The organism is Pseudomonas sp. SMN5 (assembly GCF_052041925.1).
Classification (GTDB): Bacteria; Pseudomonadota; Gammaproteobacteria; order Pseudomonadales; family Pseudomonadaceae; genus Aquipseudomonas.
Window position 1 is genome coordinate 70,782 of sequence record NZ_JBKGGX010000007.1, and the last position, 21,814, is coordinate 92,595.

General features: G+C 62.2%; 19 protein-coding genes. 7 read left to right on the forward strand and 12 right to left on the reverse strand.

Annotation, left to right across the window (positions count from 1 at the left end; genetic code table 11):
• Window positions 1–33: 33 nt before the first annotated feature.
• Complete coding sequence (locus ACLEJR_RS09085; protein WP_440797361.1) at window positions 34–960, reverse strand: AraC family transcriptional regulator N-terminal domain-containing protein; 927 nt, start codon at window positions 958–960, stop codon at window positions 34–36.
• 328 nt (window positions 961–1,288) lie between these two features.
• Between ACLEJR_RS09085 and ACLEJR_RS09090 the strand changes: the two genes are divergently transcribed.
• Together ACLEJR_RS09090 and ACLEJR_RS09095 are read left to right on the forward strand one after the other, a co-directional pair.
• Window positions 1,289–1,642 (forward strand): putative quinol monooxygenase, encoded by a 354-nt coding sequence (locus ACLEJR_RS09090; RefSeq protein WP_440813413.1) that lies wholly within the window; start codon window positions 1,289–1,291, stop codon window positions 1,640–1,642.
• 41 nt (window positions 1,643–1,683) lie between these two features.
• A complete protein-coding gene (locus ACLEJR_RS09095; RefSeq protein ID WP_440797357.1) occupies window positions 1,684–1,917 on the forward strand; it encodes a hypothetical protein in 234 nt (77 codons plus the stop codon).
• 156 nt (window positions 1,918–2,073) lie between these two features.
• Here ACLEJR_RS09095 and ACLEJR_RS09100 read toward each other — a convergent pair whose 3' ends face one another.
• A complete protein-coding gene (locus ACLEJR_RS09100; RefSeq protein WP_440813415.1) occupies window positions 2,074–2,694 on the reverse strand; it encodes a flavin reductase family protein in 621 nt (206 codons plus the stop codon).
• A 108-nt stretch (window positions 2,695–2,802) separates the two neighbouring features.
• Entirely contained in the window at window positions 2,803–3,162 is a 360-nt protein-coding gene (locus tag ACLEJR_RS09105; protein WP_440813418.1) for a hypothetical protein, read from the reverse strand.
• 339 nt (window positions 3,163–3,501) lie between these two features.
• Here ACLEJR_RS09105 and ACLEJR_RS09110 point away from each other — a divergent pair, with 339 nt between their 5' ends.
• Window positions 3,502–4,257, forward strand: coding sequence for a COG4705 family protein (locus ACLEJR_RS09110; protein WP_440813420.1), 756 nt, complete (start codon window positions 3,502–3,504; stop codon window positions 4,255–4,257).
• A gap of 123 nt (window positions 4,258–4,380) precedes the next feature.
• On the opposite strand, the gene ACLEJR_RS09115 is transcribed toward ACLEJR_RS09110, so the two are convergent.
• The 4 genes from ACLEJR_RS09115 to ACLEJR_RS09130 all read right to left on the reverse strand — a co-directional run bounded on the left by ACLEJR_RS09115 (window position 4,381) and on the right by ACLEJR_RS09130 (window position 10,980).
• Entirely contained in the window at window positions 4,381–5,700 is a 1,320-nt protein-coding gene (locus ACLEJR_RS09115; RefSeq protein WP_440797351.1) for an MFS transporter, read from the reverse strand.
• 418 nt (window positions 5,701–6,118) lie between these two features.
• On the reverse strand, window positions 6,119–7,444 hold the full coding sequence (locus ACLEJR_RS09120; protein ID WP_440813422.1) for a sigma-54-dependent transcriptional regulator: 1,326 nt from the start codon (window positions 7,442–7,444) through the stop codon (window positions 6,119–6,121).
• A 2-nt stretch (window positions 7,445–7,446) separates the two neighbouring features.
• A complete protein-coding gene (locus ACLEJR_RS09125) occupies window positions 7,447–9,201 on the reverse strand; it encodes a sensor histidine kinase (protein WP_440797347.1) in 1,755 nt (584 codons plus the stop codon).
• Window positions 9,202–9,456: 255 nt separating this feature from the next.
• Complete coding sequence (locus ACLEJR_RS09130) at window positions 9,457–10,980, reverse strand: fumarate hydratase (RefSeq protein ID WP_440797345.1); 1,524 nt, start codon at window positions 10,978–10,980, stop codon at window positions 9,457–9,459.
• A 466-nt stretch (window positions 10,981–11,446) separates the two neighbouring features.
• Here ACLEJR_RS09130 and ACLEJR_RS09135 point away from each other — a divergent pair, with 466 nt between their 5' ends.
• The gene (locus tag ACLEJR_RS09135) at window positions 11,447–12,553 is read left to right on the forward strand and encodes a diguanylate cyclase domain-containing protein (RefSeq protein WP_440797343.1); all 1,107 of its coding nucleotides are present in this window, start codon (window positions 11,447–11,449) and stop codon (window positions 12,551–12,553) included.
• Entirely contained in the window at window positions 12,546–13,481 is a 936-nt protein-coding gene (locus ACLEJR_RS09140; protein WP_440813425.1) for an iron-sulfur-binding ferredoxin reductase, read from the forward strand. The genes ACLEJR_RS09135 and ACLEJR_RS09140 overlap by 8 nt, the downstream gene beginning before the upstream one ends.
• 200 nt (window positions 13,482–13,681) lie before the next feature.
• On the opposite strand, the gene pyk is transcribed toward ACLEJR_RS09140, so the two are convergent.
• On the reverse strand, window positions 13,682–15,133 hold the full coding sequence (gene pyk / locus ACLEJR_RS09145; protein WP_440797339.1) for a pyruvate kinase: 1,452 nt from the start codon (window positions 15,131–15,133) through the stop codon (window positions 13,682–13,684).
• A gap of 334 nt (window positions 15,134–15,467) precedes the next feature.
• Between pyk and ACLEJR_RS09150 the strand changes: the two genes are divergently transcribed.
• Window positions 15,468–15,842: a tetratricopeptide repeat protein gene (locus ACLEJR_RS09150; protein WP_440797337.1), complete on the forward strand. Its 375-nt coding sequence runs from the start codon at window positions 15,468–15,470 to the stop codon at window positions 15,840–15,842.
• Between the two features lie 286 nt (window positions 15,843–16,128).
• Window positions 16,129–16,488 (forward strand): PilZ domain-containing protein, encoded by a 360-nt coding sequence (locus ACLEJR_RS09155; protein ID WP_440813428.1) that lies wholly within the window; start codon window positions 16,129–16,131, stop codon window positions 16,486–16,488.
• Window positions 16,489–16,809: 321 nt separating this feature from the next.
• Here the strand turns inward: ACLEJR_RS09155 and ACLEJR_RS09160 are convergent, their stop codons facing one another.
• The 4 genes from ACLEJR_RS09160 to ACLEJR_RS09175 form a co-directional block, all read right to left on the reverse strand.
• A complete protein-coding gene (locus tag ACLEJR_RS09160) occupies window positions 16,810–17,178 on the reverse strand; it encodes a DUF6124 family protein (protein ID WP_440797333.1) in 369 nt (122 codons plus the stop codon).
• A 336-nt stretch (window positions 17,179–17,514) separates the two neighbouring features.
• Window positions 17,515–18,846, reverse strand: coding sequence for a DUF58 domain-containing protein (locus ACLEJR_RS09165; RefSeq protein ID WP_440813431.1), 1,332 nt, complete (start codon window positions 18,844–18,846; stop codon window positions 17,515–17,517).
• 622 nt (window positions 18,847–19,468) lie between these two features.
• Window positions 19,469–20,473, reverse strand: coding sequence for an AAA family ATPase (locus tag ACLEJR_RS09170; protein ID WP_440797329.1), 1,005 nt, complete (start codon window positions 20,471–20,473; stop codon window positions 19,469–19,471).
• Window positions 20,474–20,571: 98 nt separating this feature from the next.
• Window positions 20,572–21,759, reverse strand: coding sequence for a Fic family protein (locus ACLEJR_RS09175; RefSeq protein ID WP_440813433.1), 1,188 nt, complete (start codon window positions 21,757–21,759; stop codon window positions 20,572–20,574).
• Between the last annotated feature and the right edge of the window lie 55 nt (window positions 21,760–21,814).

The window sequence follows — 21,814 nt, forward strand, 5'->3', positions numbered from 1 at the left end:
ACGATAGGGTCGGTACCGGCAGCACAACCCCGTTCAGACACTCAACCGCAACCGCGCCAGATCCCGCAACGGCGGCGCCCCAAACAAGCGGCTGTACTCACGGCTGAATTGTGAGGGGCTTTCATACCCGACCCGATACCCTGCCGCCGAGGCTTCCAGGCCTTCGGCGAGCATCAGCCGCCGGGCTTCCTGCAAACGCAGTTGCTTCTGATATTGCAATGGGCTCATGGCGGTCATGGCTTTGAAGCGGTGGTGCAGGGTCGAGACGCTGAGGTTCACTTCCCGCGCCAGTTCATCGATGCGCAGCGGCTGTTCGAAATGGCTGTTGAGCCATTTGATCGCCTGGCTGATGCGATGGCTCTGACTGTTGGCAATGGCGATTTCATACAACCGATAGCCCTGGGGACTGCGCAGCAGACGGTAGAGAATCTCCCGACGCACCAGCGGCGCGAGCATGGCGATGTCTTTCGGGCTGTCCAATAGCCGCACCAGGCGCAGCACGGCGTCGAGCATCGGTGTATCCAGGCGTTCGACATACAGGCCGCGACCTGCGGGGCGGGTCGGCACGCCCAGGGGACCGGCGTCGGCGATCAGCGCGGTGATTTCCGCCGGGTCGATGTCCAGGCGCAGGGCCAGGATCGGATGTTCAGGCGAGACATCCGCGACGCGACCGCGCAACGGCACCGACACCGACACCACCAGATAATGGAGCGGGTCGTAGCTGAAGGCTTCATTGGCCAGGCACACCTGTTTGTGCCCCTGGGCCATGATGCACAGCGCCGGTTGCGCCAGTGCCGTCGCGAAATCATGTGGCTGGCTGTAGCGCGACAGGTTCAGCGAATCGATGGCTGTGGCGTAGTTGCCATCGTCGGTAGTGTTGCGGTCGATGATCGACGCCAACTCAGCGCGTTGTTGTTCCTGATAGGGGTCCAGCGGGACGTGGGCGTCAAATGGCGACATGCCGGAATCCTCGGGTGAAAGGGGTAGCCGTGGCACAAGCTTATGTTTGTGCAAGCCGCAGCGGTAGCCACATCCTGTTGAAAGCTTGCCTGATCCTGCACAGCGTGCCTGGCAGCAACTGGGCGATGCTGGTGAAACTTGCTTGAAACCTTTTGTTTCAAGTATCGGGTTTCCGAGCGCTTGACGGGAGCTACCAGCTTGCCGATGCGCAGGATCGTGCAATGTGTCGGCAGGATTCGACTAACGAGAATGACTTCGCGGCCCTTAACCTTTGATCCTGTCGCAGCCTGTCCCCGGCTGCACAACGGATTACCTGGGAGGGTTGAACATGTCTATACAGATCCCCGTCAGTCACATGGCCTTCGTGCGGGCCCGTGCCGGTTGCTCCAGGCAGTTGGGGGCGCGCTTGAGCACACTGATCGCGCCTTCGCGCCAGGCGCCCGGTTGCCTGCATTTTGCCTTGCAGCATTCGCAATGTGACGCCGATTTGTGGCTGGTGTCCGGACGCTGGGTCAGTCAGTCGGCGATGGATGCCTACTTCAATTCGCCAGCCATGGCGATTTTCGCCGAGCTGGTGCAGGACCTGGTGGTGAGCAGCCTGGATTTCCACACCTTCCGGGAAGTGTCCGCCGCCCAGGCGACCGAAGGGTGCCTGGCGACGGTACACAAACTGGCCGGTTGAAGGTTTAATGGCGGTCATTTTCATCGCCAGGAAGCCCAAGCATGGCACGTCGAGTTTTTGGTCCCTTCGAAGCTGTATCTGCCTTGATGCCCCGGGAGGGTGGCGGCTATTACGCGGCCATCGCCACCAAAACCATCGGTGGCTCGGACAAGCCGCGTTTCAACAAGGTGCTTGAAGAGCAATCCTTCGACACCGCTGCCGAGGCCGATGAAGCGGCAGCCATAGAGCTGACCCATCTCGAGGATGTCGACGAGGAGGGTGGGTTGGTCTGGTAATCAGCCATCGCGTATTGCTTTCCTGTGGCGAGGGAGCTTGCTCCCGCTGGGCTGCGTAGCAGACCCATTTGGTGAGCGCTTCGCGCTCAAGCGGGAGCAAGCTCCCTCGCCACAAATGCCATCCACTTCAGATAAGCAGTGTTATGGATGTGTTGTTTATTTAGGACGATGCATCCTGAACAGCGCCTCAGGCCCCAACTGGAAATAATCCGCCGGCCCGCCGCCACGCAGGATCGGCTCGGCGGCTGCCGTGTCGTAGATCCCGTCCTTCAACAGCCACTGGGCGATATGCACGGCGACCACTTCGCCGAGGATCAGCCAGCTCGGCACCAACGCCTTGTCCGCTCGCTGCAACTGGATGATCTGCGTGACCTTGCATTCGAAGGACACCGGGCTTTCAGCCACCCGCGGCACCTGGATCACCCGTGACGCCGCAGGCGTCAAGCCGGCCAATTCAAACTCGTTGACCTCCGGCGCCACCATCGCGCAGCTCTGGTTCATCTGTTCGGCCAGCGGACGCGTCGCCAGGTTCCAGGCGAACTCGCCGGTCTGTTCGATATTGTTCAAGCTGTCTTTGCGCCCGACGCTGGAAAAACCAATGATCGGCGGAATGTAGTTGAACGCGTTGAAGAAACTGTAGGGCGCCAGGTTCAGGCGGCCTTCGGCATCCTGGGACGAGATCCAGCCGATGGGGCGCGGGCCGACGATGGCGTTGAATGGATCGTGAGGCAGGCCGTGGCCGTTGGCGGGTTCGTAGAAATGGATGTCATCGGACATTGGGCGATCCTGGAAGGGCATTCGTAGGCGGCCCATAGTGCAAGGCGCAGTGTTTAATTTCCAGAGAGAGATCCTTCCCGCGTCTGGCGCAGGAAGGAATGCCCGTGATCAACCAATGGCATCGGCGGTGCCGGTCTTGTCGAAACCGTCGGCTGCGATGGCGTCGGCGGTGCCGGTCTTGTCGAAGCCGTCGGCAGCGATGGCGTCAGCGGTGCCGGTCTTGTCGAAGCCGTCGGCAGCGATGGCATCGGCGGTGCCGGTCTTGTCGAAGCCGTCGGCGGCGATGGCGTCAGCGGTGCCGGTCTTGTCGAAGCCGTCAGCGGCGTAAGCGCCAGAGTGGCTGCGTTCGATGGCTGCGCTGGCGGTGGAGCCGAAGGCGGCGGAACCGGTCTTGTCGTAGCCGTCGGCGGCAAAGGTGTTGGCGGCCAGTACGGAGAGGGTCAGGGCGAGGATCAGTTTGGTTTTCATGGTCAGGACTCCTGGTGCGTTGGCGATGTGTCTTGCATGGGTTGAATGCTACGCCAATTAAATTGATTGAAAATCTCAAAATAACGCTAGTAATGATCGATTAAATTGATATTAAGGGCGACGCCTTTAAACGCTGTCACATTCGCAGCGAACGTCGCGCAGGTCATCGATCAAGTAGACACAGGGTGCAGGGCAGGGATTAACCGGTGATTAATCGCTGTTTCCGCTCGCGTGACGGATTTTTCATACATTCGCGACCTGTTTTTCACCGCTTCACCGCCAGTCTGCGTCAAGACTCAAACCCACCCTTGCGCCGCCACAGACTGGAGCTTCCCCGCGATGAATAAATTGCCTCAAATCACCCTGGCCTTCTGGGTGATGAAAATCTGCGCGACGACTCTGGGGGAAACCGCGGGAGATCTGCTGTCGATGACCCTCAATGTGGGTTACGCCATCAGCTCGCTGATCCTGATCAGCGTGTTCGTCCTGACCCTGGTCACCCAGCTCATGGCCAAGACCTACAAGCCGCTGCTGTACTGGATCGTGATCCTGTCCACCAGCACCGCCGGCACCACCATGTCCGACTTCATGGACCGCACCCTCGAACTGGGATACGCCACCGGGTCGATGATCCTGATTGCAATTTTGCTGGCGATCTTCGCTGCCTGGCGCCTGAGCGGTGATTCGCTCAACGTCACCAAGGTGCAGACTTTTCGCGGTGAGATGTTCTATTGGATGGCGATTCTGTTTTCCAACACCCTGGGTACCGCGCTGGGGGATTACCTGGCCGATGACTCGGGCCTGGGGTTTGCCGGAGGCGCCTTGCTGATCGGCTCGACCATCGCGGTGGTCGTGCTGCTCAAGTACTTCACCAGAATCTCGACGGTGCTGTTGTTCTGGATCGCCTTCGTCCTGACCCGCCCCCTGGGTGCAACGCTGGGCGACTTGATGACCAAGTCCCATGAGCAAGGCGGCCTGGATTTCGGCACCATCGGCTCGTCCGCGGTGCTGGCGGGAATATTGGTGGTGATGATTGCCGGGGCGGCGTATGCGCAGAATCGGTATGGCAAGCAGGGTGCTGCCGAGTTGACTTGAGCCCGGGTCCTCCCCAATCGCGAGCAAGCTCGCTCCCACAGGTATTTACGCTAATCCTGTGGGAGCGAGCTTGCTCGCGATGGGGCCATCGCAATCACTAGAGCAGTGACTGCGGCAACACCATCAGTCAGTCACAATCCGCGAATGCTTACGCGTGTCCTTCATCGTGATGTACACCAGCAGCGACACTGCGATGCACGCCGTCACGTACCAGTAGTAGCCGGTCTCCATACCGATGCTCTTGAACCACAGCGCGATATATTCAGCCGTGCCGCCGAAGATCGACACGGTCAGGGCGTAGGGCAGGCCGACGCCCAGGGCGCGGATTTCGGTGGGGAACAGCTCGGCTTTTACCACCGCGTTGATCGAGGTGTAGCCGCTGACGATGATCAGCGCGGCCATGATCAGGAAGAACGCGCCCCACCAGGTCTGGATGGTGTGCAAGGTGGTGAGGATCGGCACGGTGAACAGCGTGCCCAGGATGCCGAAGGCAATCAGGATCGGCCGGCGACCGACCTTGTCCGACAGCCCGCCGATCACCGGTTGCAGGCACATGAACAGGAACAGCGTGGCAGCGGAAATCGTGGTGGAGTCGGAGATGCTCATGCCGACAGTGTTCACCAGGTACTTCTGCATGTAGGTGGTATAGGTGTAGAACGCCAGCGTGCCGCCCATGGTCAGGCCGACCACGGTCATCAGTTCCTTGGGATGACGCAGCAAGGTGCGCATGGCGCTTTCCTTGGACTTCTCTTTCTTGGTGAACGACTCGGTTTCTTCCATGCCGCGCCGCAGGTACAGCGCCACGATTGCGCACAGGGCGCCGATGGCGAACGGAATGCGCCAGCCCCAAGCGTACAGCTGCTCGCTGGTGAGGAACTGTTGCAACACGATCAGCACGCCAAGGGCGATGAGCTGGCCGGAGATCAGGGTCACGTACTGGAAGCTGGAGAAAAAGCCGCGACGTTCCTTGGTCGCCATCTCGCTCAGGTAGGTCGCCGAAGTGCCGTACTCACCGCCCACCGAAAGGCCCTGGAGCAAGCGGGCGAGCACCAGCAGGATCGGTGCGCCGACGCCGATGGTTTCATAGCCGGGGCTCAGGGCGATGATCAGTGAGCCGAAGCACATCAGGTAGACCGAGGCCATCAGCGCCCGCTTGCGACCGGCGCGGTCGGCGTAGAGGCCCATCAGCCAGCCGCCGATCGGGCGCATCAGAAAGCCCACGGCAAAAATCGCGGCGGTGTTGAGCAGTTGCGCGGTGGTGTCGCCCTTCGGGAAGAAGACTTTGGCGAAGTACAACGAGAAAGCGGCGTAGACGTACCAGTCGTACCACTCGACCATGTTGCCGACCGAGCCGCTGAAGATCGATTTGATCCGGCTGGCGGTGGTTCTTTCACGGGCGGGCACGGCAGCCGACCCAAGGGGCAGGGCGTTGGAGTTATCCATTGAAGGATCCTTCGTTTAATTGTTGTTGTGGAGCGCGTGGGAACGCAGCCTGCCAGGGCTATAGCAGGAGCTGTGCCAGGTGGTTGAGGGCCGGTCTAAAGGGGTTTGCTGGTTTAGGTGAGCGGAAAATTGCTTGTTTTGAGCTGGGGATAGGCGGAAATCCGCTTATCCCTTGGAGAGTGATTTGTCTGGGCCGGCCCTATCGCGAGCAGGCTCGCACTCATCAGACCTGTGAACGTATGACCCTGTGGGAGCGGGCTTGCTCGCGAAAGCGGTGTGCTTGTCACCTCAAACACCAACTGAACCCGGCGCCTTCGCGAGCAAGCCCGCTCCCACATTTTTGACCTGTGTACGCAGGCCCCTGTGGGAGCGAGCCTGCTCGCGAAAGCGTCAGCCCAGGCGCCGCCAAACCCGCGAGTCAGACAAACATCTCCCGACTCAACCCATGCCGCTGCATTTTTTCATTGAAGGTGCGACGCGGCAGCTGCAGTTCTTCCAGCACCGCTTTGACATCCCCTTTGTGCCGGGTCAGGGCGGCGCGCAGGCATTGGGCTTCGAAGGCTTCCTGTTGGGCGGCAAGGGATTGGCCGGGCTCCGTTTCCGGGAGTTGCAATTGATCGAGCCCCAACACCTGGCGTTCGGCGACGTTCGCCAGTTCGCGCACATTGCCCGGCCAGTCGTGGCTGAGCAGATAACTCAGTTGCGCGCCACTCAAGGGCGGGGCCGAGCGGCCAAGGCGTTCGGCGGCGCTGTGTGAGAAGTGTTCGAACAACAGTGGAATATCCTCACGACGCTCACGCAGCGGCGGCAGGCGCAGTTCGGCGACGTTCAGGCGATAAGCCAGGTCTTCGCGAAAGCGTCCGGCGCGGGCTTCGTCCAGCAGATCCGGCTTGGTGGCGGCGATGATGCGCAGGTCCACGTGGATGCTCTGGTTGGAGCCCAGGCGTTCAAGCTTCTGCTCCTGCAACACGCGTAACAGCTTGACCTGCTGCGCCAGGGGCATGCTTTCGATTTCATCGAGGAACAAAGTGCCGCCATCGGCAAATTCGAGCTTGCCGATGCGCTTGCCCTGGGCCCCGGTGAACGCGCCGCTTTCATGGCCGAACAATTCCGCCTCGAACAGCGGTTCGGGGATGGCCGCGCAGTTCAGTGCAACGAAAGGCCGGTTCGCCCTGGGCCCGAAGTCATGCAGGCAACGGGCGACCAGTTCCTTGCCGCTGCCGGTTTCGCCACGGATCAACACGTTGACCGGCAACGTCGCCAGGTCCAGCACCTGGCGCCGCAGGTTTTGCAGCGACCGGGAAACCCCCAGCAGTGTTGCATCGAGTTTTACCCGCGCATCGGCCTGCTCGTGCAAGCGGCGGTTTTCCAGGACCAAGGTGCGCTTGTCCAAGGCCCGGCGCAGGCTGCCGAGCAGGGCTTCGGGGCTGAAGGGTTTTTCCAGGAAGTCATAGGCGCCGTCGCGCATCGCTTCCACGGCCATCGGCACGTCGCCGTGGCCGGTCAACAGAATCACCGGCAGGTCCGGATCGCGTCGACGCACTTCGGCCAGCAGCTCCAGGCCACTGAGCCCGGGCATGCGCACGTCGCTGAGGATCACACCGGGGAAATGCTCCGGCAATGTCGCCAGGCACTCCTCGGCGCGGCTGAACAGCTGCACCTTGAAGCCCGACAGGCTCAACCACTGCTCGACGGCGCTGCGGATGCTGCCTTCGTCGTCCACCACCATCACTGAATCAAGCATGGCTACGTCTCCGGATCGATGGGCAAGGATACGCAGAACACGGCGCCGTGCTCATGGTTCTGTGCGGTCAATCGCCCACCGGCTTCATGAATGATTGCAAAGGACACCGCCAGGCCCAGGCCCAGGCCATCGCCCACGGCCTTGGTGGTAAAAAACGGATCGAACACCTGGGCCAGGTGTTCTTCGGCGATGCCGCTGCCGCTGTCGCTGACGCTCAGCCGCCACAGTTGCTCATCGGCCTCCAGACGTATCTCCAGGCGCTTGAGCGGTTGGCCGGCCATGGCGTCCAGGGCATTGCGCAGCAGGTTGATCAGCACTTGTTCAAGGCGAATCGCATCGCCACGTACCCACGCCGGGCGGGTCAGGTGCAGCACGATGCTGACCTGCTCGTCCCGCAGGCGCGTGTCCAGCAGTTGCAACGCCTGGTCCACCACCGCTGCCAGATCCAGGCGTTCGCGCAGGCCGCTGGGGCTTTTGCGGGCGAAGGTCTTCAGGTGGCCGGTGAGGGCGGCCATGCGGGTCAACATGTCGTCCACCGGTTTGAGGGCCTTGTAGGCCTCCTCGACCCGGCCATGGTCCAGCAGCAAGCGCAGGGTTGCCAATTGCATGCGCTGGGCGGTCAGCGGTTGGTTGATCTCATGGGCCAGGGCCGCCGACATCTGCCCCAGGGCCGCGAGCTTGGCCGATTGCACCAACCCGTCCTGGGCAGTGCGCAGGTCCCGGGTGCGCTCTTGCACCAGGCGCTCCAGTTCTTCGCGGCTGCGCTGGCGCAGTTTGGCCAGGCGCCAGCGCTGGTTGAGAAACAGCAACAGGAACACCAGCGCCAGCCACAGGCCGGCTGCGGCGAGCCCGGCGTTGCGCAGGTCTTCGAAGGCGATCTGTGGGTGGCGCAACAGGTGCAGCGTCCAGCCTTCGCCGGCCAACGGCAGCGATTCCCACAGATAGTCCGCCGCGCCCTTGGGCGCCTCGACCCGGGCCAGATGGCTGTTGTCGTCAAAGCGACGCAGCGTTTCGACGGCCAAGGGTTGCAGCGGTTGCTTATCGTATTGGCGGGTCGCCTTGAGTTCGGCGCGGTCGCTGTCGGTCAAGGGTTGCAGATGGCGGTAACGCCAGCCCGGACGATTGGCGATGAAGATGATGCCCCGGGCATCGCTGACCAACAGCGTGTCGCTGCCCTGGCGCCATTCGCGCTCCAGCTCCGGAAACTCCAGCTTGACCACCATCGCGCCGAGGAACTCACCGTTGTCGCCGGTCACTGCGCTGGAAAGAAAGTAACCGGGTATGCCGCTGGTGACGCCCACCGCATAAAAACGCCCGGTGCCTTGGGTGCGGGTCTGGAGGAAATAGGGCCGGAAACCATAATTGTGCCCGACGTAACTGCTCGGCAGCCGCCAGTTGCTGGCCGCGACGGCCAGGCCGGTGTGGTCGAGCAGTTCCAGGGTCGATGACTGCGCGGCGCCGTTGATCTGTTCCAGCTTGCGATTCAACGCGTCCTGTTGCGTCGCATCGACCGATCCCTTGAGCGCCGAGCGCAACTCAGGGTCCAGCGCCAGCACGGCGGGCAGGGCGCGGTAGCGTTCGATCAGGGTGTGTAGGGAGTTGGCGTACAACGCCAGTTGCTGGCTGGCGCGATGGGCATCTTCCTCCAAAGCCTGGCTTTCGGCGTGACGCACCGCGAGGGTCGCGGCCAGCGCAGCGCCGGTGAGGATCAGCAGGGTGTACAACGACAGGCGCAGGGTACGGGGAGTCGGCAGCATGCTGGGTCAGACGGATCGAGAGTCGGGCGGGCACGATAGCATGGCGTGGACATCATTTTCCCGGACAACCACAAACCCTGTGGGAGCGAGCCTGCTCGCGATGACGGAGGTACATCCAGCATGGATGCAAGCTGACCCACCGCTATGGCGAGCAGGCTCGCTCCCACAGGGTTCTGCACAGAGTTCCATTGGGCGGCACACAAAAAAAGGCCGGTGGGCTTGTCGCTCACCGGCCTTTCTCATGGCACTGAAGGGTTACTGCACTTCCACTGCCAGGCTGTCGCTGATCTTTTTCTGCCAGATCGCCGGGCCGGTGATGTGCACCGACTCGCCTTGGCTGTCGACCGCAACGGTCACCGGCATGTCCTTGACCTCGAACTCATAGATCGCTTCCATGCCCAGTTCGGCGAACGCCAGAACCTTGGATTTGCGGATCGCCTGGGCCACCAGGTAAGCGGCGCCGCCGACGGCCATCAGGTAGACGGCTTTGTTGTCCTTGATCGCGTCGATAGCGGTCGGGCCGCGCTCGGATTTGCCGATCATGCCCAACAGGCCGGTCTGTTCGAGGATCTGACGAGTGAACTTGTCCATCCGCGTGGCGGTGGTCGGGCCCGCCGGGCCGACGACTTCGTCGCCCACCGGATCAACCGGGCCGACGTAGTAGATGAAGCGGCCCTTGAGGTCCACCGGCAAGGTTTCGCCTTTGTTCAGCATCTCGACCATGCGCTTGTGCGCCGCGTCGCGACCGGTGAGCATCTTGCCGTTGAGCAGTACGGTCTCGCCCGGTTTCCAGCTCTGGACTTCTTCCGGGGTCAGGGTGTCGAGGTTGACGCGACGGGCCGATGGGCCGGCTTCCCAGACGATTTCCGGGTAGGCGTCCAGCGGTGGCGCTTCCAGCTCCGCCGGGCCCGAGCCGTCCAGCACGAAGTGGGCGTGACGGGTGGCGGCGCAGTTGGGGATCATGCACACCGGCAGCGAGGCGGCGTGGGTCGGGTAGTCCATGATCTTCACGTCGAGCACGGTGGTCAGGCCACCCAGGCCCTGGGCGCCGATGCCCAGTTGGTTGACCTTCTCGAACAGCTCCAGGCGCATTTCTTCGATGCGGTTCTGTGGGCCGCGAGCCTTGAGCTCGTGAATGTCGATGGATTCCATCAGCACTTCCTTGGCCATCACGGCAGCCTTTTCGGCGGTGCCGCCGATGCCGATGCCGAGCATGCCCGGCGGGCACCAGCCTGCGCCCATGGTCGGCACGGTCTTGAGCACCCAGTCGACGATCGAGTCGGACGGGTTGAGCATGGCCATCTTCGATTTGTTCTCGGAGCCGCCGCCCTTGGCCGCTACGTCCACTTCCACGGTGTTGCCCGGGACGATGGAGTAGTGGATGACCGCCGGGGTGTTGTCCTTGGTGTTCTTACGCGCGCCTGCCGGGTCGGCGAGGATGGATGCGCGCAGGACGTTTTCCGGCAGGTTGTAGGCGCGACGCACGCCCTCGTTGATCATGTCGTCCAGGCTCATGGTCGCGCCATCCCAGCGCACATCCATGCCCACGCGCACGAACACGGTCACGATGCCGGTGTCCTGGCAGATCGGCCGGTGGCCAGTGGCGCACATGCGCGAGTTGATCAGGATCTGCGCCATGGAATCACGGGCCGCCGGCGATTCTTCGCGCAGGTAGGCCTCGTGCATCGCCTGGATGAAATCCACAGGGTGGTAGTAGGAAATGAACTGCAGGGCGTCGGCAACGCTCTGAATCAGGTCATCTTGCTTGATCACGGTCATGAGTCGCGCTCCTCTCTAAAGACGGGAACATTCAATGAGCTACCGGCCGCTTGGGTGCATCGGTCGACGGACGGCATCTCTGTAAGGCACGCCGGGCATGCTGGCGCGACGCTAAAAAGGCGCGGCAGTATATCGCAGGCACGCACCCTGTGGGAGCGAGCTTGCTTGCGATCACGCCGGATTGATGAGGTGGGGAGTGAAACCTGTGGCGAGGGAGCTTGCTCCCGCTCGGTTGCGCAGCGACCGAAAAATCCTGGGGCCGCTTCGCAGCCCAGCGGGAGCAAGCTCCCTCGCCACAGGGGGGCATCGGGTGCGCAAGCCACTGCGTCAATCTGGGCCATTGCTTTGACGCCATTTTTCTGCTCCAGAATTGAATGGTCATTTGTCGAACACGCCACTAAAGTGGCGTCTGGCCTGTAGCGTAGGACGCCTCTGTCAGTTCTCCTTTCCCATGGTGAGTCAACGATTGACCCATAACGCCATCCAACGTCTTTTGCTGAAACGCTTCGCTTTGGCGGCTGCGACCTACGCGCTGGCATTGGTGTTGTTGTGGCTGGCATTTTTCAGTGGGCATTACCACGACTCGTTGCGCGGTGTGATCATCGGCAGCGTCTTGGTGGTGCTGTGCCAGGCCGGGCTGTTCACGACGTTTATCACCCAGCGCAACTTGCGCTTCGCCGACCCCAGCCTCACCGAGATACAGGTGTTGATCGGCCTGGGCTGGCAGACCTGGATGATGGCGCACCTGGATCAGGCCCGAGGCGTGTTCCTGGTGTTTTATGTGTTGATCCTGTTGTTTGGCCTGTTCCATTTGTCGCGACGGGCCTTTGTGCGCTGCGCGACGCTGGTGTTCATCAGCTTCAGTGGCATTACGCTCTGGGACGGCTATTTCTTCCGGCTTCCTGACCCGACGCTGGCCGGGTTGCAGGTGGCCGTCTTGTTGATGGTGCTGGTGTGGCTGGTGTTTTATGCCCGCTATGTCCAGACCTCCCGCCAACGCATGCGTCAACGCCGGTTTGCCTTGCAGGCGCACCAGGACACCTTGCGCGGCATGATGCGCCAGCTCGAAGACCTGGTAGCGACCGACGAACTGACCGGGCTGTTCAACCGCCGGCACTTCCTGCGCCTGGCCTCCCGGGAACTGAACACCCTCAGGCCCAACGTCGCCCATGGCCTGGCGCTGATCGACCTCGACCATTTCAAACGCATCAACGACCTGCACGGCCATGCCGCCGGCGACCAGGTGCTCCAGGCGTTCGCCTCGGTCGCCACGGCCTGCCTGCGCGAGGGCGACGTGTTGGCCCGCTATGGCGGCGAGGAGTTCGTCATGCTGTTGCCGGCCTGCGACCCTTCGCGCCTGACCGCCTGTTGCGAGCGCCTGCGGCTGGCGTTTACCGAAGTCGAGCTGATTGGCTTGCAGGTCGGTCCGCTCAGCCTGTCGGCGGGTATGACCATGCTGGAAATGGACGATGATCTGGACGATGCATTGCAGCGTGCCGACCAGGCCCTGTACCGTGCCAAGCGAGACGGCCGCAATCGTTGCGCCGCCGCCTGGGAGAACGTCGATGCCTGAACTGACGGCCGCCGGTCGGCAATGGACGGTGGCGGTGGGCAGTAACCTGCTGGACGCGTTGAATGAAGCGGGCGTGGCGGTGCCCTACAGCTGTCGTGCCGGCAGTTGCCATGCCTGCCTGGTGCAGTGCGTCGGCGGCGATGTGCGCGACAGCCGGCCGGATGCCTTGAGCCCGGCGCAGCGCGACCAGGGCTGGCGGCTGGCATGCCAGTGCCAGGTGGTCGAGGACGTGCGGATCCACACCTTCGACCCGCAGCGCGACGGCCAGGCCGCCGTGGTGGCGGCAGTGGATTGGCTGGGCGGCGAGGTGCTGCGCTTGCGCATCACCCCGCAGCGAGCACTGCGTTACCGGGCCGGCCAGCATCTGGTCCTATGGGCGGGCAACGTGGCCCGGCCTTATTCGCTGGCAAGCCTGCCGGAGGAAGACCGCTTCCTGGAGTTCCACCTCGATTGTCGCGAGCCTGGCCAGTTCATCGATGCGGCGCGCCAATTGAAGGCCGGCGACACGATTCGTCTGGGTGAACTGCGCGGCGGCGCGCTGCACTACGACCCCGACTGGAATAGTCGACCGCTGTGGCTGCTGGCCTCCGGCACCGGCCTGGCGCCGCTGTTCGGCCTGCTGCGCGAAGCCCTGCGCCAGCATCACCAAGGCGCCATCCGCTTGATTCATGTGGCCCATGATGCGCCGGGGCATTACTTGGCCAAACCCCTGGCGGCACTGGCGGCCAAGCACCCGAACCTTAGCGTCGAGCTGTTGACCGCGGCTGAGGCACCGTCTGCATTGGCGCAACTGCGGCTTGTTTCCCGGCAGACCCAGGCTTTGCTCTGCGGCCATCCTGACCGGGTCGAGGCGTTTGCCAAGCGCCTGTACCTGGCCGGCCTGCCGCGTAACCAACTGCTGGCCGACGTCTTTGTACCCCGTGGTTGAGCGCTGATTTTCAGTAGTGCTTGGGCTGGCCTCATCGCGAGCAAGCTCGCTCCCACAGTAGCTCTGCGGTGTTCATGAAACCCCTGTGGGAGCGAGCTTGCTCGCGATGGCGGCAGACCAGACCGCACAGGCTTCAAGGCTAAAACCAAAAAGCCCCGCCATTCACATGGCAGGGCTTTTGTTTTTCAGCGCTCGGTCACTCAGACCATCGGGTCGCCAACGTGCAGGATTTTCATGCCGTTGGTGCCGCCGATGGTGTGGTAGCTGTCGCCCTTGGTCAGGATGACCCAGTCACCGGTCTGCACCACGCCACGCTTGACCAGTTCGTCCACCGCGGCCTGGCTGACTTCACCCGGTTGCAGGGCGGCCGGGTCGAACGGCACGGTGTAGACGCCACGGAACATGGCGGCACGGGCCTGGGTTTCGCGGTGCGGGGAGAACGCGTAGATCGGCACCGAGGAGCGGATGCGCGACATGATCAGCGGCGTGTAGCCGCTTTCGGTCAAGGCGATGATCGCCTTCACGCCTGGGAAGTGGTTGGCGGTGTACATCGTCGCCAGCGCAATGCTTTCGTCGCAACGTTCGAAGGTCTTGCCGATGCGGTGGCTGGAGGTCTTGCTGGTAGGGTGTTTCTCGGCGCCCAGGCAGATGCGGGCCATGGCTTGCACCGCTTCGAGCGGGTAGAGGCCGGCGGCGCTTTCGGCCGAGAGCATCACGGCGTCGGTGTAGTCGAGCACGGCGTTGGCTACGTCGGACACTTCGGCGCGGGTTGGCATCGGGTTCTGGATCATCGACTCCATCATCTGGGTCGCCACGATCACCGCTTTGTTGTGGCGACGTGCATGCAGAATGATTTTCTTCTGGATGCCCACCAGCTCGGCGTCGCCGATTTCCACGCCCAGGTCGCCACGAGCCACCATCACGGCGTCGGAGGCCTTGATCAGGCCGTCCAGGGTTTCGTCGTCAGCCACCGCTTCGGCGCGTTCGATCTTCGCCACCAGCCAGGCAGTACCGCCGGCTTCGTCACGCAGTTGACGGGCGTATTCCATGTCGGCGGCGTCACGCGGGAACGACACGGCCAGGTAGTCGACTTCCATTTCCGCGGCCAGCTTGATGTCGGCCTTGTCCTTGTCGGTCAGCGCTGGGGCTGTCAGGCCACCGCCGCGACGGTTGATGCCCTTGTGGTCCGACAGCGGGCCGCCGATGATCACGACGCAGTTCAGTTCGGTGGCGGTGGCGGTTTCGACGCGCATCACCACGCGACCGTCGTCGAGCAGCAGCTCGTCGCCCACGCCGCAGTCCTTGACCAGGTCCGGGTAGTCGATGCCCACGACCTGCTGGTTGCCCTCAGTCAGTGGATGGCTGGTGGAGAAGGTGAATTTGTCACCGATTTTCAGCTCGATGCGCTTGTTGGCGAATTTGGCGATACGGATCTTGGGACCTTGCAGGTCACCCAGCAGGGCAACGAAGCGACCATGCTTGGCAGCGAGGTCGCGCACCAGCTTGGCACGGGCCTTGTGCTCGTCGGGGGTGCCGTGGGAAAAGTTCAGGCGGGCAACGTCCAGGCCAGCCAGAATCAGCTGTTCGAGAACTTCCGGCGAGTGACTGGCCGGGCCAAGGGTGGCGACGATTTTGGTACGACGGACGGACATGCAAGACTCCTCAGGTTCAAGCGCCAGCGAAGGCTACTATGCTCTTTGGGTGTAGTCATTGTTCATCTGCACTACTTTTTCGTTTGTTTTTCGAAATGAACATTCTTGAAAATTTTTGCGCCTGTCAGGCACGAAAGTCGAACATTGCCGTTGTGGCGAGGGAGCTTGCTCCCGCTGGGGCGCGAAGCGGCCCTGTTTTTAGGGGGGCTGCTGCGCAGCCCAGCGGGAGCAAGCTCCCTCGCCACGGGATTTGCATTTACCTAAGGTAGACGTTTTGAGGCTGAAGATTTCTGCCCCCAGGTCGATACAGACCTCAAGACAGGAGAACCTTCCCATGCGATTCGTGCTTTTAGTTGCCCTGGCCCTGAGCGTCACGGGCTGTACCCGTTGGTCGATGAACCATCACATGAACCTGGCCTACAAGGCCTATGACCGTGGCAATTGCGAGCAAGTGATGCTCGAACTGTCCCAGGTCGACCGCGCCAGCCGTGCCCGTCGCTATATGCAGCCGGAAGTCTCGATGCTGCGTGGCCAGTGCCTGGAGCGCCAGAAACTGTTCATCGATGCGGCGCAGACCTACCAGTTCATCATTACCCAGTACCCTAACAGCGAATACGCCTTCCGCGCCCGCGCCCGCCTGGAAACGTTGCAGAGCCTGGGCCACTACCCGACCCGCAGCGCCGCGACGGTCCGTCCCGCCGCCTCCTGACCGGCGCCCGGCAAAATGGCCAGGAACGATTCCTGGCCGCAACTGCCTATCCCTGAAAGATGAAAGGTTCTGACAAGGGCTGGCCGTCGTCGAACCCTCGGCTATATTTGTACAAGTCGTATTAGAGCTTATTCTCTAAATTTAAGAGGCACCTGTGACCGGCAGCGGTAAAGCCGAGACGCGCCTGAGCGTCTGGCACCGGGATCGGGGAGAGCGAGTGTAAATGTGCTCGTTCCGAAGCATTCGGTCGCTCCTGTCTGGGGGCGTTCAAAAAGCGATACAGGACATGTACAAAAAACGGCGAATCGAACGGCAACATCTGCCGTGTTTCCTCAAGGTCTTCAATGGTATCAACGGCAAGCCCATGGGGTTTCTGGGCAATGTGTCGGCCGATGGGCTCATGCTGATCAGCTCGTTGCCATTGATGGTGGGTGCAGATTTTGACCTGTTGTTGAAGACTCCGACCGAGGAGGGGCCGCAGCAGGACATCGTGTTACGGGCCAGTTGCCTGTGGTGCCATGAAGACGTCACGCCGCAACATTTCGACGCCGGCTTCAGCCTGCAATGGGCGCCGCCGGAGTACGGGCAATTGGTGAGCGCCTTGCAGCAGTATTTCAGTTTTCATCCGTTGCCGGCGTCGGCTTGATCCATACCTAAGCCAGCGATGGAACGGTCATGGATTTTGGTGCTCGCCGCCGAACCCTTGTGGGAGCGAGCCTGCTCGCGAGGCGGCGGCACATTTGGCATCGATGCAAGCTGATCCACCGCTATCGCGAGCAGGGCTCGCTCCCACAGTGGATTGGGGCAGCCATGGATGGGTGTTCGCCGCCGAACCCTTGTGGGAGCGAGCCTGCTCGCGAGGCGGCGGCACATTAGCATCGATGCAAGCTGATCCACAGCCATCGTCGGATCGCCGCCCGGAGCAGCCTCGCTCCCACAGGTTTGTCATCGTTCTCCAGTTCTGTGGTCAGCGCTGAACCTTCGCTTCGTTATCCAGCATCCGCTCCAGCAACAACACGCCCATCTCGCCCATCTGGTGGATCGCCAGGGCCAGGTTGCGCGGGGCGCCTTCCAGGTCTTCGGACAGATCCAGGATCAGCGTGCTCACCGAGCAGAAGGTTTCGTAGGTGTGGGCGAGCATGCCTTCGGGGTCGGCGTCGGGCGCGACGATGAAGTAGTCCAGGTGTTTCTCGGGTTTCTTTTCGGGTTGGTCGTGGTTGGGCTTGAGGTAGTAGTCCAGGGCGCGCTGGGCGGCTTCATCGAGCTTTTCGGGAGAGAGCGTTTCGTGGGGGGACTGCGGGTCGGTATGGGGTGGATTCGGGGTTGGTTTGATCATATTCACTTTTCCATGTTGGGGCTGCCACACACTCGCGACTAAACGAGGGGTGGCGGCTGGACGCAGGTTAGTCGACCGGTGGAAAAGCGAAAGCCCGGCGCGCCCGAGGGCGCCCTGCGAACAGCCACCATCAAGTGCGGGGATAGGGGGACCCGACTGGATGAAGCCTGTGCGCATCACCTTTACCACCGGGCGACTAAACCCGATCGCTGAAAATCAGCGACGCGAATCAAGTTACGGGGCAAGGCCGAGGTGCACAAGTCGGCGGATTCTGGCGGATCTGTAGTCCGTTACGCAAGGCGCAGTAGTTACACGGAGCTTTCTTACAGAACCGGTCTAAGCCGTCCCGGCTTTCTTCCAGGCCAGGTATTGGCTCACCAGGTGCGCTCCCAATTCACCGGGCCGCGAATCAAGGGCCGGGATGGCATGGGCGGCCAGTTGCTGGTGCAATTGGGCGCGTGCGTTCATGTAGTCCACGGTCCCGCAATAGGCCAGGGCATCGGGCAAGGTTTGCACCGGCACCTGGCGCAAGCGGTCGAGGGCTTCTTCGCGCAGGCTGGCGACCAGCACGCGGTGCTGTTGCCCCAGGCGCTTGACGGCGGCCAGCAGGTCTTCGTCGTCCTCGTCCCGCAGGTTAGTCACCAGGACCACCAGCGCCCGGCGTTTTTGTCGGGCCAGCAGTTGGGTCACGGCCGCCTGGTAGTCGGCCGGACGTTGGCTGCTGTCGAGGTCGTATACGGCGTTGAGCAGGACGTTGAGCTGGCCCGGGCCCTTGACCGGCGCGAGGTAGCGGCTCTGCTCGCCGGCGAAAGTGCTCAGGCCTACCGCATCGCCCTGGCGCAGCGCGGTGTAGCTGAGCAGCAGACAGGCGTTGAGCGCGTGGTCGAAGTGCGACAGCTCACCGTCCTGGCTGCGCATGCGCCGCCCGCAATCGAGCATGAAGATGATTTGCTGGTCGCGCTCGTCTTCGTACTCCCGGGCAATCGGTGTGCGGTGGCGGGCGGTGGCTTTCCAGTCGATCTGGCGCAGGCTGTCGCCTTCGCGGAACTCGCGCAATTGATGAAATTCCTGCCCCTGGCCGCGGCGTTGGCGCTGACGGATGCCGAGCTGACTGAGCCAGTTGTCCACCGCCAGCAATTGCCCTTCGTAGAGCCGGGCGAAGTCCGGGTAGACGCGGGTGTCGTCGCAGGCGTCCAGCAGGCGCTTGTCGGTCCACAGGCCCAACGGGCTGGGCAGGCTGATCTGGCACTGGCTGAAGCTGAAATGCCCACGCTTGAGCGGGCGCAGGCGGTAGCCGAGCTGGCTGTGTTGGCTCGGTTGCAGTTCGACGGTCAGGGGAAGATTTTCGAAGTCCAGGCCGTCCGGGACGTGGTCGAAAATCTGCACCTGTAGCGGCCGGTTGAAAGCATGGGCAATTTCCAGCCGGACCTCGCCCCATCGACCCAGCGCCAGGTTGCCGGGCAGTTGCCGTTGCACAGCGGGAGAGGGCAGGCGCTTGAGGCGCACTGCATCGAGTACGGCCAGGGCCAGCAGGGCGAGCATCAAGCCCCAGTTGATCGACAATAGTGTCGATGGCACCGCCACGTCCAGCGCTCGCAACGCGCCCAGCAGCACACTCACCGCCAGCAGGACCGCGAGCCAGATCAGCAGCAGGCGCGAGGGTTTCATGGGTGTTTTTCCGTGGTGGTCGCATTTATTGTGGCGAGGGGATTTATCCCCGCTGGCCGCGCAGCGGCCCCTTGCGGTGTGTCAGGCAAACCCAGGGGGCTGCTGCGCAGCCCAGCGGGAGCAAGCTCCCTCGCCACAGCAATTGTGCCTGTCACAACAGCCATTTCTGCCACAGAGGCAGTGCTTGCCACAGAGGCCATTTCTGCCACAGAGGCAGTGCTTGTCACAGAGGCCATTTCTGCCACAGAGGCAGTGCTTGTCACAGAGGCCATTTCTGCCACAGAGGCAGTGCTTGCCACAGAGGCCATTTCTGCCACAGAGGCAGTGCTTGTCACAGAGGCCATTTCTGCCACAGAGGCAGTGCTTGCCACAGAGGCCATTTCTGCTACAGAGGCAGTGCTTGCCACAGAGGCCATTTCTGCTACAGAGGCAGTGCTTGCCACAGAGGCCATTTTTGCTACAGAAACTGTGTCAGGCACGATCATTGTGGCGAGGGAGCTTGCTCCCGCTGGGCTGCGAAGCAGACCCCTGGCTATGTCAGACACACCGCAAGAGGCCGCTGCGCGTCCAGCGGGAGCAAGCTCCCTCGCCACGGTAGATGGTGTCAGCCGAACGTCCGTCATCACAACCGCGGCGCCGGCACTTGGTCGAGCAACTGCCCCAGCACCTGGTCCACCGACAACCCTTCGATGTCCAGTTCCGGCGCCAGTCGTACCCGGTGACGCAGCACGGCCAGGGCGCAGCCCTTGATGTCGTCCGGCACGACGAACTCGCCGCCGCGCAACAGCGCCCGCGCCCGAGCGCAACGGACCAGGGCAATCGAGGCACGCGGCCCGGCGCCGAGGGTCAGGCCCGGCCAGCTGCGGGTGGTGCGCGCCAGGCGCACGGCGTAGTCGAGCACCTGGTCGTCCATCGGCAGGTCGCTGGCGATGCGTTGCAGCGCCTGCACGTCCTTGGCCTGCAACACCGTGCGCAGCGGCTGCACGTCGAGCATATCGGCGCGGGTCGAGCGGCTGACCTGGCGCACCATGTTCAATTCCTGGTCGGCGTCCGGGTAGTCCATGCGCACCTTGAGCATGAAACGGTCGAGCTCGGCCTCGGGCAGCGGGTAGGTGCCTTCCTGTTCGATCGGGTTCTGGGTCGCCAGCACCATGAACGGCTGGCCGATGGGCAGGGCGCGGCCTTCGAGGGTGACCTGGCGCTCCTGCATGGCTTCGAGCAGCGCGGCCTGGGTCTTGGCCGGTGCGCGGTTGATCTCGTCGGCCAGCAACAGGTTGGTGAACACCGGCCCTTTGCGCAGCTTGAATTGCTCGGTCTGCAAGTCGTACACCGCGTGCCCGGTGACATCGCTGGGCATCAGGTCGGGGGTGAACTGGATACGCGCGAACTCGCCGCCGAAACAGCGCGCCAGGGCCCGCACCAGCAACGTCTTGCCCAGGCCCGGAACGCCTTCGAGCAGCACATGACCGCCGGCAATCAGCGCGGTCAGCACATCGTCGATCACCGCCGCCTGGCCGACCAGCGCCTTGTGCAGCTCGCCGCGAATCGCCTGGGCCAGCTGACTGGCGCGCTGGCGCTGTTGGGCGGCGTGGGCCTGGCCGTCGACAGGTTCGTTCTGTTCAGTCATAGGTTCTGGCGCTCTCGTACATAACTGTTCACTCCCAATATCCTATAAAACATCCGCGCAGCATGATTTTTGTGAAGGATGTCCGTGTCGGGCGCCCGTCAGCCCATTTGAAAATGCAGGTTCGCAAAGATCAACCCGGCGAAGCGGGCGGGCAAGCCCGCTTCCACCGTGCGAGACCTGGGGGTTTTACTGACCACTATCCCCGCTTCGATCAAGCGGCTCAGTTCTTCCGTTGCAAGCCGGTCCTTCAAGCCGGTGAACACTTTAAACTCGGCACGTGGCATCGCACCCTGGGTCAGAAGCGCCAACACGGCGCCTGCACTGGTGAGTCTGATGCCGGCACGGCGAAGATCAGGATCCGTCGCGAACACATGAATAACCTGTTCACGCAACTTGGCTGGGTTCAGCGAAGTTGTCATGTAATCAATCTGGTCGAGGCAAACGTCGAGCATGAACTCGATAAAGTTGAAGTAATGACGCTGTGAGAGTTGGCCGCGCCCGTCATGGTCACCTTCGCGAGGGCGATCAGCTAAAGCGAGGAAGCGATAGTACTCGTCCTGCCTACGCGCCAAGCCCCGAGACAGCGACCAGAGAAAAGGTTTCAGCCCCAGGTGAATAAGTTGCAGGTGAGTCAGCATCCGAGTCACCCGGCCATTGCCATCGAGGAAAGGGTGAACGAGCGCCACACGGTGGTGACTTGCCAGGGTGGCGATGAGCTGACGTCGTGGATCCTTGATTCGTCCCAAGTGCAGCTGAATATGCTCAAGCATGGGTAGCACAGCGGCAGCAGCTGGAGCGACATGCGCACCCACTTGAACTTGTTCATCCTCTTGGGCCCGCAATCTGCCCGGTTCCATCAAGCGACCATCGCTCAGGGTAAGGTCCTTTCTGGAAGCGTCCTTGAAAAGTCGACGATGAATAGTCGCAATCAGCTTGGGATCGAACATGGCAGAGAAGCTCTCCGCTGGTCGCATGCGAAGCATCCGTTCCATTACCTCCTGTTGCGTCATGTGCTGCACGGCAAGCTCTTTGAGCTCCTTTCTTTCCCGTTTCGGTGTCGTGCGGGCAGCCTGGAGGTCAGCGATCTCGGTTCGATGCCCTTCGATCAGATTCGAGTAATAGGTGTTGGTGATGCGCAGCAGACCCGCCAATTGCTTCGATGTCTCATCGGCGAGCCGTCCTGCGAGAAATTCTGCCTTGCGCGGCAGTTGATCTGCGGCCCGAATGATCGAGTCGGGCAGATTTTCTGGCAGTACTGGGTCGAGGTAGGTTTTTGAGGTAATCATCGTTTTGCTTCCAGAACACAAACGGCCATCTGCTCGGCGAAGTATGCGGATATTT

Coding starts and splice junctions, on each gene's coding strand:
- ACLEJR_RS09085 (WP_440797361.1), bottom strand. CDS start 960: ATGTCGCCATTTGACGCCCACGTCCCGCTGGACCCCTATCAGGAACAA.
- ACLEJR_RS09090 (WP_440813413.1), top strand. CDS start 1,289: ATGTCTATACAGATCCCCGTCAGTCACATGGCCTTCGTGCGGGCCCGT.
- ACLEJR_RS09095 (WP_440797357.1), top strand. CDS start 1,684: ATGGCACGTCGAGTTTTTGGTCCCTTCGAAGCTGTATCTGCCTTGATG.
- ACLEJR_RS09100 (WP_440813415.1), bottom strand. CDS start 2,694: ATGTCCGATGACATCCATTTCTACGAACCCGCCAACGGCCACGGCCTG.
- ACLEJR_RS09105 (WP_440813418.1), bottom strand. CDS start 3,162: ATGAAAACCAAACTGATCCTCGCCCTGACCCTCTCCGTACTGGCCGCC.
- ACLEJR_RS09110 (WP_440813420.1), top strand. CDS start 3,502: ATGAATAAATTGCCTCAAATCACCCTGGCCTTCTGGGTGATGAAAATC.
- ACLEJR_RS09115 (WP_440797351.1), bottom strand. CDS start 5,700: ATGGATAACTCCAACGCCCTGCCCCTTGGGTCGGCTGCCGTGCCCGCC.
- ACLEJR_RS09120 (WP_440813422.1), bottom strand. CDS start 7,444: ATGCTTGATTCAGTGATGGTGGTGGACGACGAAGGCAGCATCCGCAGC.
- ACLEJR_RS09125 (WP_440797347.1), bottom strand. CDS start 9,201: ATGCTGCCGACTCCCCGTACCCTGCGCCTGTCGTTGTACACCCTGCTG.
- ACLEJR_RS09130 (WP_440797345.1), bottom strand. CDS start 10,980: ATGACCGTGATCAAGCAAGATGACCTGATTCAGAGCGTTGCCGACGCC.
- ACLEJR_RS09140 (WP_440813425.1), top strand. CDS start 12,546: ATGCCTGAACTGACGGCCGCCGGTCGGCAATGGACGGTGGCGGTGGGC.
- pyk (WP_440797339.1), bottom strand. CDS start 15,133: ATGTCCGTCCGTCGTACCAAAATCGTCGCCACCCTTGGCCCGGCCAGT.
- ACLEJR_RS09150 (WP_440797337.1), top strand. CDS start 15,468: ATGCGATTCGTGCTTTTAGTTGCCCTGGCCCTGAGCGTCACGGGCTGT.
- ACLEJR_RS09155 (WP_440813428.1), top strand. CDS start 16,129: ATGTACAAAAAACGGCGAATCGAACGGCAACATCTGCCGTGTTTCCTC.
- ACLEJR_RS09160 (WP_440797333.1), bottom strand. CDS start 17,178: ATGATCAAACCAACCCCGAATCCACCCCATACCGACCCGCAGTCCCCC.
- ACLEJR_RS09165 (WP_440813431.1), bottom strand. CDS start 18,846: ATGAAACCCTCGCGCCTGCTGCTGATCTGGCTCGCGGTCCTGCTGGCG.
- ACLEJR_RS09170 (WP_440797329.1), bottom strand. CDS start 20,473: ATGACTGAACAGAACGAACCTGTCGACGGCCAGGCCCACGCCGCCCAA.
- ACLEJR_RS09175 (WP_440813433.1), bottom strand. CDS start 21,759: ATGATTACCTCAAAAACCTACCTCGACCCAGTACTGCCAGAAAATCTG.